Origin of the sequence: Allomuricauda sp. ARW1Y1 (genome assembly GCF_013407935.1) — a bacterium.
GTDB lineage: Bacteria > Bacteroidota > Bacteroidia > Flavobacteriales > Flavobacteriaceae > Flagellimonas.
On the sequence record NZ_JACBZU010000002.1, the window covers coordinates 839,662 to 852,254 of the forward strand.

Annotated in this window: 15 protein-coding genes; 5 read left to right on the top strand and 10 right to left on the bottom strand. The window is 42.5% G+C overall.

What is annotated here, in order from left to right; translation table 11 throughout:
- Positions 1-3 precede the first annotated feature (3 nt).
- The 3 genes from GGE08_RS08750 to radC are packed head-to-tail and all read right to left on the bottom strand — an operon-like array spanning position 4 to position 2,683.
- A complete protein-coding gene (locus GGE08_RS08750) occupies positions 4-693 on the bottom strand; it encodes a YjjG family noncanonical pyrimidine nucleotidase (protein WP_179384493.1) in 690 nt (229 codons plus the stop codon).
- A complete protein-coding gene (locus tag GGE08_RS08755) occupies positions 686-1,981 on the bottom strand; it encodes a polysaccharide deacetylase family protein (RefSeq protein ID WP_179384494.1) in 1,296 nt (431 codons plus the stop codon). The genes GGE08_RS08750 and GGE08_RS08755 overlap by 8 nt, the downstream gene beginning before the upstream one ends.
- 3 nt (positions 1,982-1,984) lie before the next feature.
- A complete protein-coding gene (gene radC / locus GGE08_RS08760; protein ID WP_179384495.1) occupies positions 1,985-2,683 on the bottom strand; it encodes a RadC family protein in 699 nt (232 codons plus the stop codon).
- Positions 2,684-2,736: 53 nt separating this feature from the next.
- Here radC and GGE08_RS08765 point away from each other — a divergent pair, with 53 nt between their 5' ends.
- Positions 2,737-3,189, top strand: coding sequence for a DUF1569 domain-containing protein (locus GGE08_RS08765; RefSeq protein WP_179384496.1), 453 nt, complete (start codon positions 2,737-2,739; stop codon positions 3,187-3,189).
- A gap of 4 nt (positions 3,190-3,193) precedes the next feature.
- Here the strand turns inward: GGE08_RS08765 and GGE08_RS08770 are convergent, their stop codons facing one another.
- The gene (locus GGE08_RS08770) at positions 3,194-4,066 is read right to left on the bottom strand and encodes a Mur ligase domain-containing protein (RefSeq protein WP_179384497.1); all 873 of its coding nucleotides are present in this window, start codon (positions 4,064-4,066) and stop codon (positions 3,194-3,196) included.
- Between the two features lie 98 nt (positions 4,067-4,164).
- On the opposite strand from GGE08_RS08770, the gene GGE08_RS08775 reads away from it, so the two are divergent.
- Both GGE08_RS08775 and GGE08_RS08780 read left to right on the top strand, forming a co-directional pair.
- Positions 4,165-4,476, top strand: a complete 312-nt coding sequence (locus tag GGE08_RS08775; RefSeq protein ID WP_179384498.1) for a cupin domain-containing protein — start codon at positions 4,165-4,167, stop codon at positions 4,474-4,476.
- Positions 4,473-5,258, top strand: a complete 786-nt coding sequence (locus GGE08_RS08780) for an SDR family oxidoreductase (RefSeq protein WP_179384499.1) — start codon at positions 4,473-4,475, stop codon at positions 5,256-5,258. The genes GGE08_RS08775 and GGE08_RS08780 overlap by 4 nt, the downstream gene beginning before the upstream one ends.
- A 129-nt stretch (positions 5,259-5,387) precedes the next feature.
- On the opposite strand, the gene GGE08_RS08785 is transcribed toward GGE08_RS08780, so the two are convergent.
- From GGE08_RS08785 to GGE08_RS08795, 3 genes are all read right to left on the bottom strand, one after another.
- A complete protein-coding gene (locus GGE08_RS08785) occupies positions 5,388-5,609 on the bottom strand; it encodes a type II toxin-antitoxin system RelE/ParE family toxin (RefSeq protein ID WP_409553489.1) in 222 nt (73 codons plus the stop codon).
- Positions 5,602-5,853 (bottom strand): type II toxin-antitoxin system ParD family antitoxin, encoded by a 252-nt coding sequence (locus GGE08_RS08790; RefSeq protein WP_179384500.1) that lies wholly within the window; start codon positions 5,851-5,853, stop codon positions 5,602-5,604. Before GGE08_RS08790 ends, GGE08_RS08785 begins: the two co-directional genes overlap by 8 nt.
- 189 nt (positions 5,854-6,042) lie before the next feature.
- Positions 6,043-7,794: an amidohydrolase gene (locus tag GGE08_RS08795; protein WP_179384501.1), complete on the bottom strand. Its 1,752-nt coding sequence runs from the start codon at positions 7,792-7,794 to the stop codon at positions 6,043-6,045.
- A gap of 590 nt (positions 7,795-8,384) precedes the next feature.
- Here GGE08_RS08795 and GGE08_RS08800 point away from each other — a divergent pair.
- The gene (locus GGE08_RS08800) at positions 8,385-9,329 is read left to right on the top strand and encodes a transposase (RefSeq protein WP_179384502.1); all 945 of its coding nucleotides are present in this window, start codon (positions 8,385-8,387) and stop codon (positions 9,327-9,329) included.
- A 33-nt stretch (positions 9,330-9,362) separates the two neighbouring features.
- Here GGE08_RS08800 and GGE08_RS08805 read toward each other — a convergent pair whose 3' ends face one another.
- Positions 9,363-9,812, bottom strand: a complete 450-nt coding sequence (locus GGE08_RS08805) for a hypothetical protein (RefSeq protein WP_179384503.1) — start codon at positions 9,810-9,812, stop codon at positions 9,363-9,365.
- A gap of 448 nt (positions 9,813-10,260) precedes the next feature.
- On the opposite strand from GGE08_RS08805, the gene GGE08_RS08810 reads away from it, so the two are divergent.
- On the top strand, positions 10,261-10,638 hold the full coding sequence (locus GGE08_RS08810; RefSeq protein WP_179384504.1) for a DoxX family membrane protein: 378 nt from the start codon (positions 10,261-10,263) through the stop codon (positions 10,636-10,638).
- Between the two features lie 147 nt (positions 10,639-10,785).
- Here the strand turns inward: GGE08_RS08810 and GGE08_RS08815 are convergent, their stop codons facing one another.
- Positions 10,786-11,511: a LytTR family DNA-binding domain-containing protein gene (locus tag GGE08_RS08815; RefSeq protein WP_179384505.1), complete on the bottom strand. Its 726-nt coding sequence runs from the start codon at positions 11,509-11,511 to the stop codon at positions 10,786-10,788.
- Positions 11,508-12,566 carry a sensor histidine kinase gene (locus GGE08_RS08820; RefSeq protein WP_179384506.1) on the bottom strand — a complete coding sequence of 353 codons (1,059 nt, stop codon included), beginning with the start codon at positions 12,564-12,566 and terminating at the stop codon, positions 11,508-11,510. The genes GGE08_RS08815 and GGE08_RS08820 overlap by 4 nt, the downstream gene beginning before the upstream one ends.
- Positions 12,567-12,593 lie beyond the last annotated feature (27 nt).

Genomic DNA, 12,593 nt, shown 5'->3' on the forward strand with positions numbered 1-12,593 from the left:
ACTCTATAAAATGCTTTTTATTTCAATCAAATCATGAATGATGATGGATTCACCGTGATCGGGCTCTTTGTGGAAATTATAGTGCAATACCTGCATCCCCATGGCCTTTGCTCCCAAAATATCCGCTTCCAGGTTGTCCCCGATCATCAAAGAGTTTTTGGGATTGACATCTGCTATTTCCAAGGCCAGTTCAAAAATATAGGGGTCTGGTTTTTTGACGCCCGCCATCTCGGAGTCGACAATTTTTTGAAAATAATGATGGATTTGACTTCCCTTTAACTTTTTTTCCTGAACTTCTTGAAAACCATTGGTAATGATGTGCAACTTGTATTTGGGAAAAAGATAATCCAAGGTTTGAACCGTGTTGGGCAGCAAATGGGTATAGGAGGACAAATGCGCAATATAATCGTGCGCCAACACATGGATGACCTCGTCCGAAACTTGAACACGTAGGGTATCAAAAGTCTGCTTCAACCGCTGGTACCTCAGCTCGGACTTGCTGATCCCATTATTGCGGTAGAGTGCCCACATTTGTAGGTTGATGGGAGCATACACTTCCAAAAATCCATCCAAATCAATATCTACCTTGTTGTCCACCAAAATCTTGGCAAAGGTAAGTGCAGAGTTTTTCTCAAAATCCCAAAGGGTATGGTCCAAGTCAAAAAAGATATCGGTGATGGGGTGCTCAAACATAGTAACGCTTTAACATGGATTGATACAGTTGCATCCAATCCAAAGGTTGTTTTCCTCCCAACAGTTCGTTGGAAAAAACCAAAACAAAATCTCCCTTCACCTGTTTTACCAAACGATACACCCGGTCCATTTTCTCAAAAACCTCTTCCTTGGTCTTGTACTTGACCAGTGCATAATCGTGCATGGCAAAGGGATGGATTTTTATAGGTTGCCTCACCTCGGTATTGATGTCATAAAAATAAAATGGGGTACAGGTACCTGCCCTAAACCCGATTTCGTGGGTATATCCCATGGAAAAATCATCGGTAAACTCGGTTTCAACCAAATTGCGGTAGGTCGCAGGAACATTTACCTTGTTATAACGAAGCCGTGCGTAGCTTATGGGCCTATTGATCAAGTTGCCCAATTGCTTTTTCTCTTCCCGAAGTACATTCTTGTCGGATGTGGACACAAAGGAAGTGCTCAGCGATACGATACTGTAGTCGGCAATGGATTTGATCAGGTAGCGAAACCTGTTATTGGTAGTGGCAACGTTCTTGTCATGCGCCGAATGCTTGGCAAACTGAAAGAAGAACATGGTTTTGATGGGGAATTTCTTATGGATTTCCACCAGATCAAAGAAATTATCGTAAGGGTCTTTTTTGATCCGCAGCAACACGGAAAAGCGTTCCCAAATCTCCCGAAACCGAAAATTGCCCAAATCCAACAAAAAGCCGCCCAATGTTCGTGATATGCCCCGCATGGCATAGGCATGCGATGTGGTCACATTGATAATGGAGGTAAAACTGTACGACTTCTCCTTGGTCTCCAGATCGGGAAAACGCTCTTGAAGCGCTTCCAAAAGCTTATACGCCCAAAGGTCGACCACGGGAAGTTCCAAAAAATCGTGCTGGTAGGCGATGCTCTCCTTTACGGGAAAACGGCCCACACTATCCTTCACATGGGGCAAATATTCCTCATACCGGCTCAAAAGGAAAAAACTTGCGGAGAAAATATCAAATGGGATGGTGCTTTTCTCTCCCGAGGCGAAAAAACAGGGAATTCCATCCCAGTCGGATACCTTGATTTCCAAATCGTTGATGCCCTGCTCAAACAATAGATCATTGCTTCGGATAAAAAATTCGTTCTGCAGCGGTTGTTTGGAATAGGTCATTTTTGGACCATTGTGCTTGATGAAGTCCTCCACCTTTGTGGTAAATCCCATTTCCACACCCAAGATCCGCTCGAAGAGGTGCTTGGCCGTATAGGTCAAACGATTGGTTACCTTATGGGTGAATATCAACAACATTGGCTACAAAATTCCTTTATCCGCAAAACTGAGGTATTCATTTTGGGCCAAGATGAGATGGTCCAACACTTGAATATCCAAAGCTTCGGAAGCTGTTTTTAGTTTTTGTGTGATTTTTTTGTCGGCCGCACTGGGCTTTAAGGTTCCCGAAGGATGGTTGTGCGCCAAAATGATTCCCACTGCGCCAAGCTCCAAGGCTTGTTTCAGCACCAATCGCACATCGACCAAAGTTCCTGTTATGCCCCCTTTGCTCAATTGTGATTTATGGATGACCTTATTGGAGTTGTTGAGATATACAATCCAGAACTCTTCGTGCGGAAGCTCGCCGATCAATGGATATAGCAGTTCAAAAACATCATGGCTGCTCTGTATCTTGACAATTTTTGAGGTATCCTCCAGTCGTCTGCGCCTCCCGACTTCCAGGGCGGCCGCTATACTTACGGCCTTGGCTTCACCAATGCCCTTAAAGCGCATCAATTGGTTGACGGAAAGTTTACCCAGCTCGTTCAAATTATTGTCCACCGAGGCCAAAATACGTTTGGAAAGTTCCACTGCACTCTCATCCCTACTACCGGAACCGATCAAGATGGCGATCAGTTCGGCATCGGAAAGCACAAAACTCCCTTTCTGAACCAATTTCTCCCGTGGCCTGTCGTCGTCGGCCCAGTTTTTTATGGAAAAGGAAGCTAGTTTTTCTTGCATGGTCTAAAGATAGGAGAATAATTTTATGTAAATTTCAATATAAATCCTTGGATATGAAATCGATTTTCAACACGGAAGCCTACCAAGAAATTTTATCGCGAATCGACCAACTATCGGAATCTTCGGAACGGCAGTGGGGAAAAATGCAAGTGGGTCAAATGCTGCACCATTGCCAGTATCCCTTAAAAATAGGATTGGGAAGGCACAATCCGAAGAACAAACCCAGCCTGATGCTGAAGGTAATGGGCAAATTTTTTAAGAAAAGCCTGTACAACGATAAGCCGTGGAAACAAAACCTGCCGACCGCCAAAAGCTTTAAGGTGGAAGATGATAAGGATTTCACTGCCGAAAAGGAGATTTTGCTTGGTCTTATCCGTGATTTTCACCAAGAAAAGGATAAAAAAGAATGGGATCCACACCCAGCGTTCGGTTCCTTTACGCCAGAACAGTGGGGACAAATGCAATACAAACACCTAGATCACCATTTACGGCAATTTGGAGTTTGATTTTTTAATGGAACGTAGACATCGCTTCGTAAAACTCGGCCTCGTCCACGCCCATTTGTTGGCAAATCCATTTGGCACCTGCCATGCTTCTAAGATTATCAGATCCAGAAATTTCCAAAGGCAACTCACCATCAGGCGTTTCCAGAAAGATTTCACCATCTTCCTCTTGATAGGCGGGAGTGGCGTAGGGAAATTTACGAATGGGATTCTCCGAGGTTTCGACCAGTTCCTTTACCATCACATCCTCATCGTTGTAAGTAATACTCCCCCCTTTGACCACACTATCCACAAAATGGGCAAATTGCTCTGAATCAACCGCTTCTGAAGTGGCGATATCGCTCAATAAGGCAATGTTCGGAATGTATTTCTGGAATTGGGGCGTACTATCCAATGATGATGAAACACCATTTCCTGCCTCTATCAAAATAAAGTCGTTCTCTGTAGTTAGGTGTATTCCATTTGATGTTTGGGTCACATAATCTGTTGCTACCTCATTATAATCGAGCGCATGTAGAATCATTTTGGCAACGGTCCCTTGGTTTTGGGAACCAGCGATTACCACCCTCGTTTTGTATTTGGCCTGTTCGTAAAGAAAGTCAGGGAAAGAGAACAAGGGCAAGCCCAGTTCTTGCGCCTTAACCAGTTCTGGGTTGTCCACCTGTACCTTGGAACCTATCACTACGGCATCCAAGTTGGTATGGATACTATCCGAAAACCAGCCATCTCCCTTGGACAATAATCCTTTTTCCTCCATCATGGTCTTTAGGGATTCGTCAAAAACCTCGTCGCTGCCCGTTACCATTGTTCCATTTTTATGCAGGGCCACGGCCAAATTAAACATATTGACCTCCCCCATTCCAATAAAATGTACCTGCATCTTTTGTGTTTTGAACCGCAAAAATAACCATTGCCGATGCCATTGCAAATAGGAAGGCTGCCTATTAATCTTTATATTGGTCCTAAAATCAGAAACCAATGAACCTATCAGAAATTGAACCAAGGGAAATCATGCCCGGATACCATGGAAAATTAGTGCATGGCGAACGGATGAGCTGGGTATTTTGGGATGTGGACCAAAACGCGGAAGTGCCCGAACACCAGCACGACCATGAACAGATCATGCACGTAGTAGAGGGCACTTTTGAGTTTACCTTGAATGGAAAAACAGGCACATACCACCCGGGTGATGTGGTCATTATCCCATCCAATGCACCCCATAGCGGAAAGGCGTTGACACCCTGTAAACTAATGGATATTTTTAGTCCCGTAAGAGAAGAGTACCGATGAATGTTTCACTCCAAGGAAAAAAGGCCCTTGTTGGCGGAAGCAGCAAAGGGATTGGCGCAGCCATAGCAAAACAATTGGCTGCCAGTGGCGCGAGTGTGACCCTAATGGCGCGTAACGAAGGACGGATGCAAGAATTGGTTCGGGAAATGGACAGCTCTCAAGGACAACAACACCAATTCCTGTCCGTGGATTTTACCGATTTTGAAGCCTACCAAAGCAAAATAGCAAGGTATTTCGAGACCAACACCGTGGATATCTTGATCAACAATACGCAAGGTCCCGAAGGCGGCGGTGCGCTCGAAAAGAAAGTGGATGATTATCAAAATGCCTTCGATTTACTGTTCAAGTCGGTGGTGTACACCACGGAACTGGCCTTAAAACACATGCAGGAGCAACACTGGGGGCGTATCATCAACATTGCTTCCATATCAGTTAAGGAACCGCTGAACTACTTGGCACTTTCCAATACCATTAGAGCTGCGGTGGTTACCTGGGCCAAGAGTTTGGCTTATGATGTGGCCAAAGACGGCATTACGGTAAACAGTACCCTAACAGGTTATTTTGACACCGACCGCATTGCACAATTAAACTCCAAAAAAGCGGAAAAAATGGGTGTTTCCCCAGATGAAGTCCGCTCCAACATGGAAGAGCAAGTACCAGTAAAACGGATTGGCGACCCAAAGGAATATGGCTATTTGGTGACTTTCTTGGCATCGGAACAGGCGGCCTTTATTACGGGAACCAATATCCCGATTGATGGCGGACTACTGAAATCGTTATAAATTAAGGATCCGTCGGGCTTTTCATAGGATACCTTGTTAGGTGTGGTATTTCTATTCAGTTATTCTGTTTTTCAAATCCATTTGTCCGTGTAAAATTCTCGTAATTTCAATCGGTTGGTTAATTCGTTTTCAATAAAAAATGATATGTCGGCTTGTTTTAAGCCCGAATAAGTCTTTGGTTATTCCATCGTAGTTTTTTCCCAACCCAGGGTCGTTTGCAATGTCTTGGCAACTGTCCAATAGCAGGTTATAATAGCTATCAGCTTGTTGTTCAGACCACTGTTCAATTGTGTATTCCCAAATTCCAGTTAAATCCTCAACTGCTTTATGGGCCAGTTCATATTTAGCCATTCCTTTTACGTCTGGCCTTTAATTCCTGAAGATGTTTTTCTGGGTTAAAATCGTGAGCTATTCCACTGTCAATTCCTTCCTGTATTGCATTTCTCAAAGCAGTAGCTTTACTTTCTTCATGCTCTAAAAGTCGAAGTCCAGCTCGGATTACTTCACTTACGTTCTTATATCTTCCAGCTGAAACTTGGTTACTCACAAATTGGTCAAAATAATTGCCAAGGGATATGGATGTGTTTTTACTCATAGCTCAGGTGTCTATTCAAGATTACTGAAAATTGGTAATTTTTCCAAGCTACACCCCATGGCGATCAGCAAAAGGGGAGCGCACTGCGTGCGTGGTTTTGCGTTCCCGAAGGGATATTGCCATCAACGGTTAGTATATGAGCCGTTTCAATGGCTTATATACATTGTTGGCAATAGTTTTTCATTCTGTCTATTTGAATTCTTTGCTGATCGAATAATCACCTTTATAAACGATCCCGAAAATGCCAATATCTTTAATCTTTAGAGGATCAATTTTAAATGGATTTTCATTTAGAATTGTAAAATTTGCAATCTTATCTACTTTTATAGAACCAATTTCATTTTCTAAGTTTAAGGTTCGTGCAGCATCAATAGTTATAGCTTTCATAGCATCAAAAACAGAAATTCTTTGATCTTGGGAGAATTTACTTCCCTGTGAGGTTTGTCGGTTCACCGCGGTCCAAACAAGTGTTAATGGTTCTACCGGAGCCATTGAAAAGTCTGAATGAAATGAAAGTGGAATGTTTTGATCTGTTAGAAGTTTAAGTGCTACAAGATTTTCAGCACGTTCAGTACCCAACCCAAACTCCGCATATTTATCGGCTAGTGCCCAAAGATAATATGGGTTTACAGAGGCTTCAATGCCCAGATCAGCCATTTCCCGAGTCATTGATTCATCGAAATAACCCATATGATGCAGGGTTAGACGATGGTCTTTCCTTGGATTAGTTTTCTGCGCCTTTTTTACCAGATCAATAACCATTTGTTGCCCTAGGTCTCCATTTGAATGGACATGAATTCTATAGTCATTATTCCAATACATCATAAGTTGCTCTTCGAATAAATCCAGCGATGTCATCCATTCTCCATGATGCCCATCTGTATATCCATCCTTCATTTGCATGAGTTGAGAATAAATAGCCCCGTCTGAAAATAGTTTTACTTGTTTAGGTAAAAACTTAACATTTGTCCGGTTATAAGAACTTACTGTGTCCAAGGTCTCCATAAATAACATGGCTGCTTCATTACCACCTTTCATTCCATATAACTGAGTACCACTTGGAATCAAATACACATCATAGGGAGGATTATTTCCCATTTCTTTCATGAGCAACTGTAGTTCTCCATCGAAATCAGAGCTCGGGAATCCTGGCTCTGCAATAGTTGTGATACCATTCTGACGTAACAATTCACTCATAGTGCTGAGACCTTTGAGGTAGCTGTTTGGCTCAAGTAAGATGGGGGCCATCTTAGGCACAAGTGCAAGCCAGCCTCCTTCAAAAAAATGACCTTTACTCCAATTTACTTGAGGGTTATCTTTAAAATCACTTTCCTTGATGCCTAATTTGGTAATGGCAGCGTCATTTAAATAAATTTCATGGAAAGAGCGGTGTATGATTCCAACAGGTTGATTTCCAGCAATTGTATTAAGAAGGTCTCTCGATAGTTCTCCATGCCAGAGTTGATGATACCCCCAGACAAAATAGAGTTTATCCGGGATGGCATTTGATTTTATGGATTCGCTAATTCTGTTGCGATAGGCTTGCTCCCCCTGGACACCTTTTTTAGTTCCGGAAGGTAATTTCCAATCGTAAGGAGCAATGATTTCGTTTTGAAGCATGATGGCAGCCAGAGATGGGTGCAAATGAGGTTCAATAAAACCTGGCATGAGCGTCTTGCCATCCAAATCAAATTTTGTTGCATTTTTATACCTGTTTTCAGCTGTTTTTAGGTCTCCTTCAAAAATAATTTTTCCATCTGCTTCTACTATGGCTTCCAAATATTGTGGACTTTCTCCTTCCATCGTGATGATGTCTCCATTAAAATAGATTTTGGTCGATTCAGCCGAAGCATTTGAGTTTTTACTTTTTTTCGAAGATTCGTTGCACGAAGAAAAAAGTAAGGCACTAAGCATTAAAAATAAAAAGGTTAATTGTTTCATATTGCTAAAGTGTTATAATTATTGCCAACGGGCCTTGTTTATGGCGGGTGAGGCGTGCCTCACGGGGAGCCATCGTTTCGCCTCATTCGGTATAAGTGGGGTTGATGGCTTTAGCTTTTGCCTGTCGCTCTAGTTAAAGATAGGAAAAACATTCGTTGGTCATGAGGTGGAATGTACAAGGCCCGTTGATGGCGATCAGCAAAAGGGGAGCGCACTGCGTGCGTGGTTTTGCGTTCCCGAAGGGATATTGCCATCAACGGTTCAGGCTATGATTTCGTTGCGGGCAGAAAATCAGTAGATTTTCAACCGCACTAAATCAGCCGTTTTTAAAAATACAATATTTAATTGAAGTTCAATCCTAGCAATGAATTATAGCCGTCTTAAGTTTGATTCTGGTTAAATTATAGTCATAAATCAGAAAGAATAAAAGAGAGGAACAAGGTCAATATAGCCATGGGAACTATCGATTCCGTCAACATTGATGACCCCCTCTCTTTTCCACTCAAGAATTCGTTCAGTTCTGTGAGACCTAGATCTCGATTTCAAGTTGTTGAAGCTTAAGTGGAGCGTCCTTTCCAAAACATTTTCCTATGAATAAAGATAAAGAAATCCACGGAGTGGACATCAGCAAGGATGTATTTGATGTATGCGACCACCAAGGTTCCCACCATCAGTACCCGAACACCTTGAAGGGGTTCAAGGATTATTGCAGCGCTTTGAACTCCAACAGTCTGGTGGTGATGGAGGCCACTGGCTATTACCATTATCTATTGGCCCAGTTCCTTTTTGACCAGGGCATGGCCGTATCGGTTGTGAACCCTTTGTCCGTAAAACGTTTTGTACAGATGAAGCTTTCCAAGGTAAAGACGGACAAGAGCGACGCCAAGGTCAATGCTGTTCCCCTGTACGACGGCAAGGGCGAGGACCAAGCTGAGAGCCTCCAATTATTGGCCTTGATGGACATCTATCTCAAACAGCGGACACAGATAAAGAACAAGCTGCACGGTGAAAAGGTCCTGGGCATCCCTTCAAGGGCTGTGCATTTGTCCTTGGTCCGTTCATTGAAAAGCCTGGACAGGGAGCTGGAAGCCCTTCAGTCGAGATTGCTCGCATTGGTCAAGAAAACGCAGCAACGGCAGCTAACGAACTTGAAGAGCATACCGGGACTTGGGGACAAAACGGTGGCCTTGCTGATCATATTGACGGATGGCTTTACCAAGTTCGAGAATGCTGGGCAGCTTTGCAATTACGCGGGAATAACTCCGACGATCAGGCGTTCGGGCTGTAGCGTAAGGGGTAAGAGCAGGATAAGTAAGGTCGGTAACAGAAAATTGAGAAATCTGTTGTTCCTATGCGCTTTTTCAGCCTGCAAGCACAACAAAGCGTGCCGGGAAATGTATGAACGCATAACGGCCAAGGGAAAAAGCAAGAAACTGGCATTGATAGCGGTATCGAACAAACTGTTGAAACAGGCATTTGCCATTGCAAAATCCGGAATACCTTACGATGAGAACTATGTGTCGAGATTGGCTTAAAAAGACTTGCTTTTTAACTCAGTTCTTTGTTACCTACCGTATTTTTCTTTTTATTTTTCTCCATTTCCGCTTGTCCATTTCTACAAATATCAGTCCGTTTCCTCCGCGTTTTCCATAAATCACAGATGTTTGTTCAGTCGGTTTGTGCAGAGTGATTTTCTTAATATCTGCTAATAAAACTGAATTCCAGATATTTTTTTCATCTGTTGGATATTCATTTATTACAACAAGTGGAATATCTGGAATTGATGCTCGGTCACGAATAATCACTTTTGTCGTTGCTGAACGATGCGAGATTTTTACTCCATTATCATTCAGAGTGTCATTTTCAGTCGGCTTGAAGTTTAGATAATCGTATGCTTGATTTTCGATATATTCTTTCAGTGTGGTTTTTCCGTCCAATTCTTTCCAATCCGTCATAATTTCCTGCGCATTGGAATTCAATCCGACTATGATTATTGCTATGGAAAGTAGTTTTTTCATATGGTAGGTAACTATTGGATATAAAGCTAATTCCTTATATCCCTACTTATTTGGAATAAACATACTACTTTTTTGCTTAAAAAGGATATATTCGTTTTAGTAGGTCTGTTCCCGATTTTGGGAACATATGGGAGGTTAAACGCACCTACGGCACAACCGAACTCCAAAAAACAGAAATAAGGGTGTCGCCCCAAAAGATGTCCGCAGCAACATCGAAGAGCAAGTACCCCTAAAACGGATTGGCAATTCAAAGGATTTTGGCTGTTTGGCCACCTTCTTGACATCGGAACAGGCCGCTATTCTTACAGGGAACCCATATCCCGATTAATGGCAAACTGCCAAAATCACTTCAAACCCACTCATTTTCAATAAAATAACTTGACCAAGAAAATCATAGCTATTTGTTTTTTAGGTACTTTTATGTAGTAACCAATAAATCATTAACCCTATGAACTCTAAAGTGTTTTTGGGAATCCGTATCCTCTTGGGGCTTTTTGTCCTCATATTCGGATTGAACAAATTTCTCAATTTTATTCCCGCCGGAGGTGAAATGTCCGAACCGGCGATGAACTATTTTGGGGGACTATCCTCCACCTACACCATCCAATTGGTAGCCATCGTGGAAAGTTTGGCGGGACTTGCGCTAATTTTCAATAAGTATGGCGCCTTAATGGCCTTGGTGCTGATGAGTGTATCCGTGAATGCCGTGCTTTTCCATGCCACCTTGGATATGGGCAACATTGGACCCGCTTTGGGACTGTTGATTCTCAATATCTTGGTATTGGTAGGATATAAGGATAGGTACAAAGACCTGTTGAGGGCTTAAACGCTTTCGAAGAGACTGTTTAAAAAGTAGTGAAACAGGTCATTCTGAATTTATTTCAGAATCTCATCGTGATGATAAACAAATTATTATGAGAACCTGAATCAAGTTCAGGTTGACAAAAATCAACTTTTAGACAGTCTCTTTTCTTTACAAACTCATTTTATCCTTAAAAATGTAGGATTGCCTGCGGGAGACCTCTACCTCTTCCCCATTCTTCATGGTAAGTTTTAACTTGCCATTGAACCATGGCACCACGTTTTCAATATAGTCCGTGTTGACAATCTGTTGCCGATTCGCCCTAAAAAAAGAATCCTCGGGCAGTTTTTCCTCCACCTGGTTGAGCGATTTATAGAGCATGGGCTTTTTGTCCTCAAAAAACACCCGCGTATAGTTCCCAACGATTTCGAACATCGAAATATCGCCAATCTTCACCAACAAGCACGACTCCCCATCTTTGATGAAAATCTGACTGTTTGCCGTGAGCCTTTTAGCCGTGGTCGATTCCGTGGTTTTGGAGGCCAATTTTTCACGCACCTTTTCCAAGGCCATATCAAAACGTTTGTTGCTCACGGGTTTCAGCAAGTAATCCAACGCATTGTACTCAAAGGATTTAATGGCATACTCATCATAGGCCGTGGTAAACACGGTAATGGGAACTTCAACCAAGAGCTCCAAGAGATCAAAGCCATTTTTTTCGGGCATATTGATATCCAAAAACAATAGGTCGGGAGTTTCCCTTTCTATCAGTTCCACCCCATCGTCCACATTGGCCGCCTCCCCAACGAGCTCCAAATCATCATGTAATTTGATGAGTTCCTTTAGCTCGTTACGGGCCAACCTAGAGTCTTCCACTATGACTGCCCTAATGTTCATTCCATGGGAATTTTGATTTCTGCCACAACCTCATCGGAGATTTCTTTCAAGGTAAAGGATGCCTGATCGGCATACAATAATTTTAATCGTTGTTCAATATTCTTCAAGCCCAATTGGGTGGAATCTTGGGTCATCTGAAGTTTTCCAGTGTTCCGCACCTCAATATGCAGCCGTTCATTCGTTCTAAAAATAGACAAAACTATCCGTCCACCATGCTTTAGATTGGAAATACCGTGTTTGGCGGCGTTTTCGATCAACAATTGAATGATCATTGGAGGAATCCGGAGGTCCAAGGTGTTCTCTTCAATCTGTTTTACAAACTCCAAACGGTCCTCAAACTGGATTTTGGACAGGTCGATATAGTTATCCACGACCTCCAGCTCTTCCCGCACAGGAATATCGTTAATGTTGTTCTTGGTCAACGAATAACGTAGAATTTCAGAAAGTTTGGTGAGCATTTCCCGAGAACGGTCCACATCTTCCAGCATCAACCCTCGAATATTGTTCAAACTGTTGAACATAAAATGTGGATTGATCTGCCCTTTTAAGGTATTCAATTGTGCCTGTTTCAGGGTGGTGTTCAACTCCAACCGTTCTATTCTGTTCTGATTCAGTTTCAAGAGCAATTTGATCACCAAATAGGTGATGGTCCAAGCACCCACCAAAAACAAAGAGTTCAGCACTTGAATCAAAATTTTGTCGTATCCTTCGAACATCTTCTGTTCCATCTCCGTCAGTTCTGGACCGAACTCCACATAAATATATCCAAAGAGGATGTTCAATAGACCGAAGAGTAAAGCCGCCAACAAGGTGGATACTATGATTTTGATGACTTCCTTCCCTCCAAAAGAATCAAAATGGACATTTTTTTTGAGATACCATCGTAGTATCGAGGTGCTGAATACTCCGATAAAAATACCCACAACGACCGAAAAAACGGTCAGTTCCCAACTAAGGTTGTGAGGAACCAAAATTGAAATGGCATTGATAAATCCCCATCCCAATAATTGTAGGGTCCAAAATGCAATATTGCGTTTACGCGAACTTAATTCCATCCTTTAGAGCACAAATGGCTCAAATAT

Bases quoted from the DNA above. Each gene is read 5' to 3' on its own strand.
- GGE08_RS08805 (WP_179384503.1), bottom strand. From the start codon at position 9,812: ATGAAAAAACTACTTTCCATAGCAATAATCATAGTCGGATTGAATTCC.
- GGE08_RS08765 (WP_179384496.1), top strand. From the start codon at position 2,737: ATGAAATCGATTTTCAACACGGAAGCCTACCAAGAAATTTTATCGCGA.
- GGE08_RS08795 (WP_179384501.1), bottom strand. From the start codon at position 7,794: ATGAAACAATTAACCTTTTTATTTTTAATGCTTAGTGCCTTACTTTTT.
- GGE08_RS08755 (WP_179384494.1), bottom strand. From the start codon at position 1,981: ATGTTGTTGATATTCACCCATAAGGTAACCAATCGTTTGACCTATACG.
- radC (WP_179384495.1), bottom strand. From the start codon at position 2,683: ATGCAAGAAAAACTAGCTTCCTTTTCCATAAAAAACTGGGCCGACGAC.
- GGE08_RS08780 (WP_179384499.1), top strand. From the start codon at position 4,473: ATGAATGTTTCACTCCAAGGAAAAAAGGCCCTTGTTGGCGGAAGCAGC.
- GGE08_RS08820 (WP_179384506.1), bottom strand. From the start codon at position 12,566: ATGGAATTAAGTTCGCGTAAACGCAATATTGCATTTTGGACCCTACAA.
- GGE08_RS08775 (WP_179384498.1), top strand. From the start codon at position 4,165: ATGAACCTATCAGAAATTGAACCAAGGGAAATCATGCCCGGATACCAT.
- GGE08_RS08810 (WP_179384504.1), top strand. From the start codon at position 10,261: ATGAACTCTAAAGTGTTTTTGGGAATCCGTATCCTCTTGGGGCTTTTT.
- GGE08_RS08815 (WP_179384505.1), bottom strand. From the start codon at position 11,511: ATGAACATTAGGGCAGTCATAGTGGAAGACTCTAGGTTGGCCCGTAAC.
- GGE08_RS08785 (WP_409553489.1), bottom strand. From the start codon at position 5,609: ATGGCTAAATATGAACTGGCCCATAAAGCAGTTGAGGATTTAACTGGA.
- GGE08_RS08770 (WP_179384497.1), bottom strand. From the start codon at position 4,066: ATGCAGGTACATTTTATTGGAATGGGGGAGGTCAATATGTTTAATTTG.
- GGE08_RS08750 (WP_179384493.1), bottom strand. From the start codon at position 693: ATGTTTGAGCACCCCATCACCGATATCTTTTTTGACTTGGACCATACC.
- GGE08_RS08800 (WP_179384502.1), top strand. From the start codon at position 8,385: ATGAATAAAGATAAAGAAATCCACGGAGTGGACATCAGCAAGGATGTA.
- GGE08_RS08790 (WP_179384500.1), bottom strand. From the start codon at position 5,853: ATGAGTAAAAACACATCCATATCCCTTGGCAATTATTTTGACCAATTT.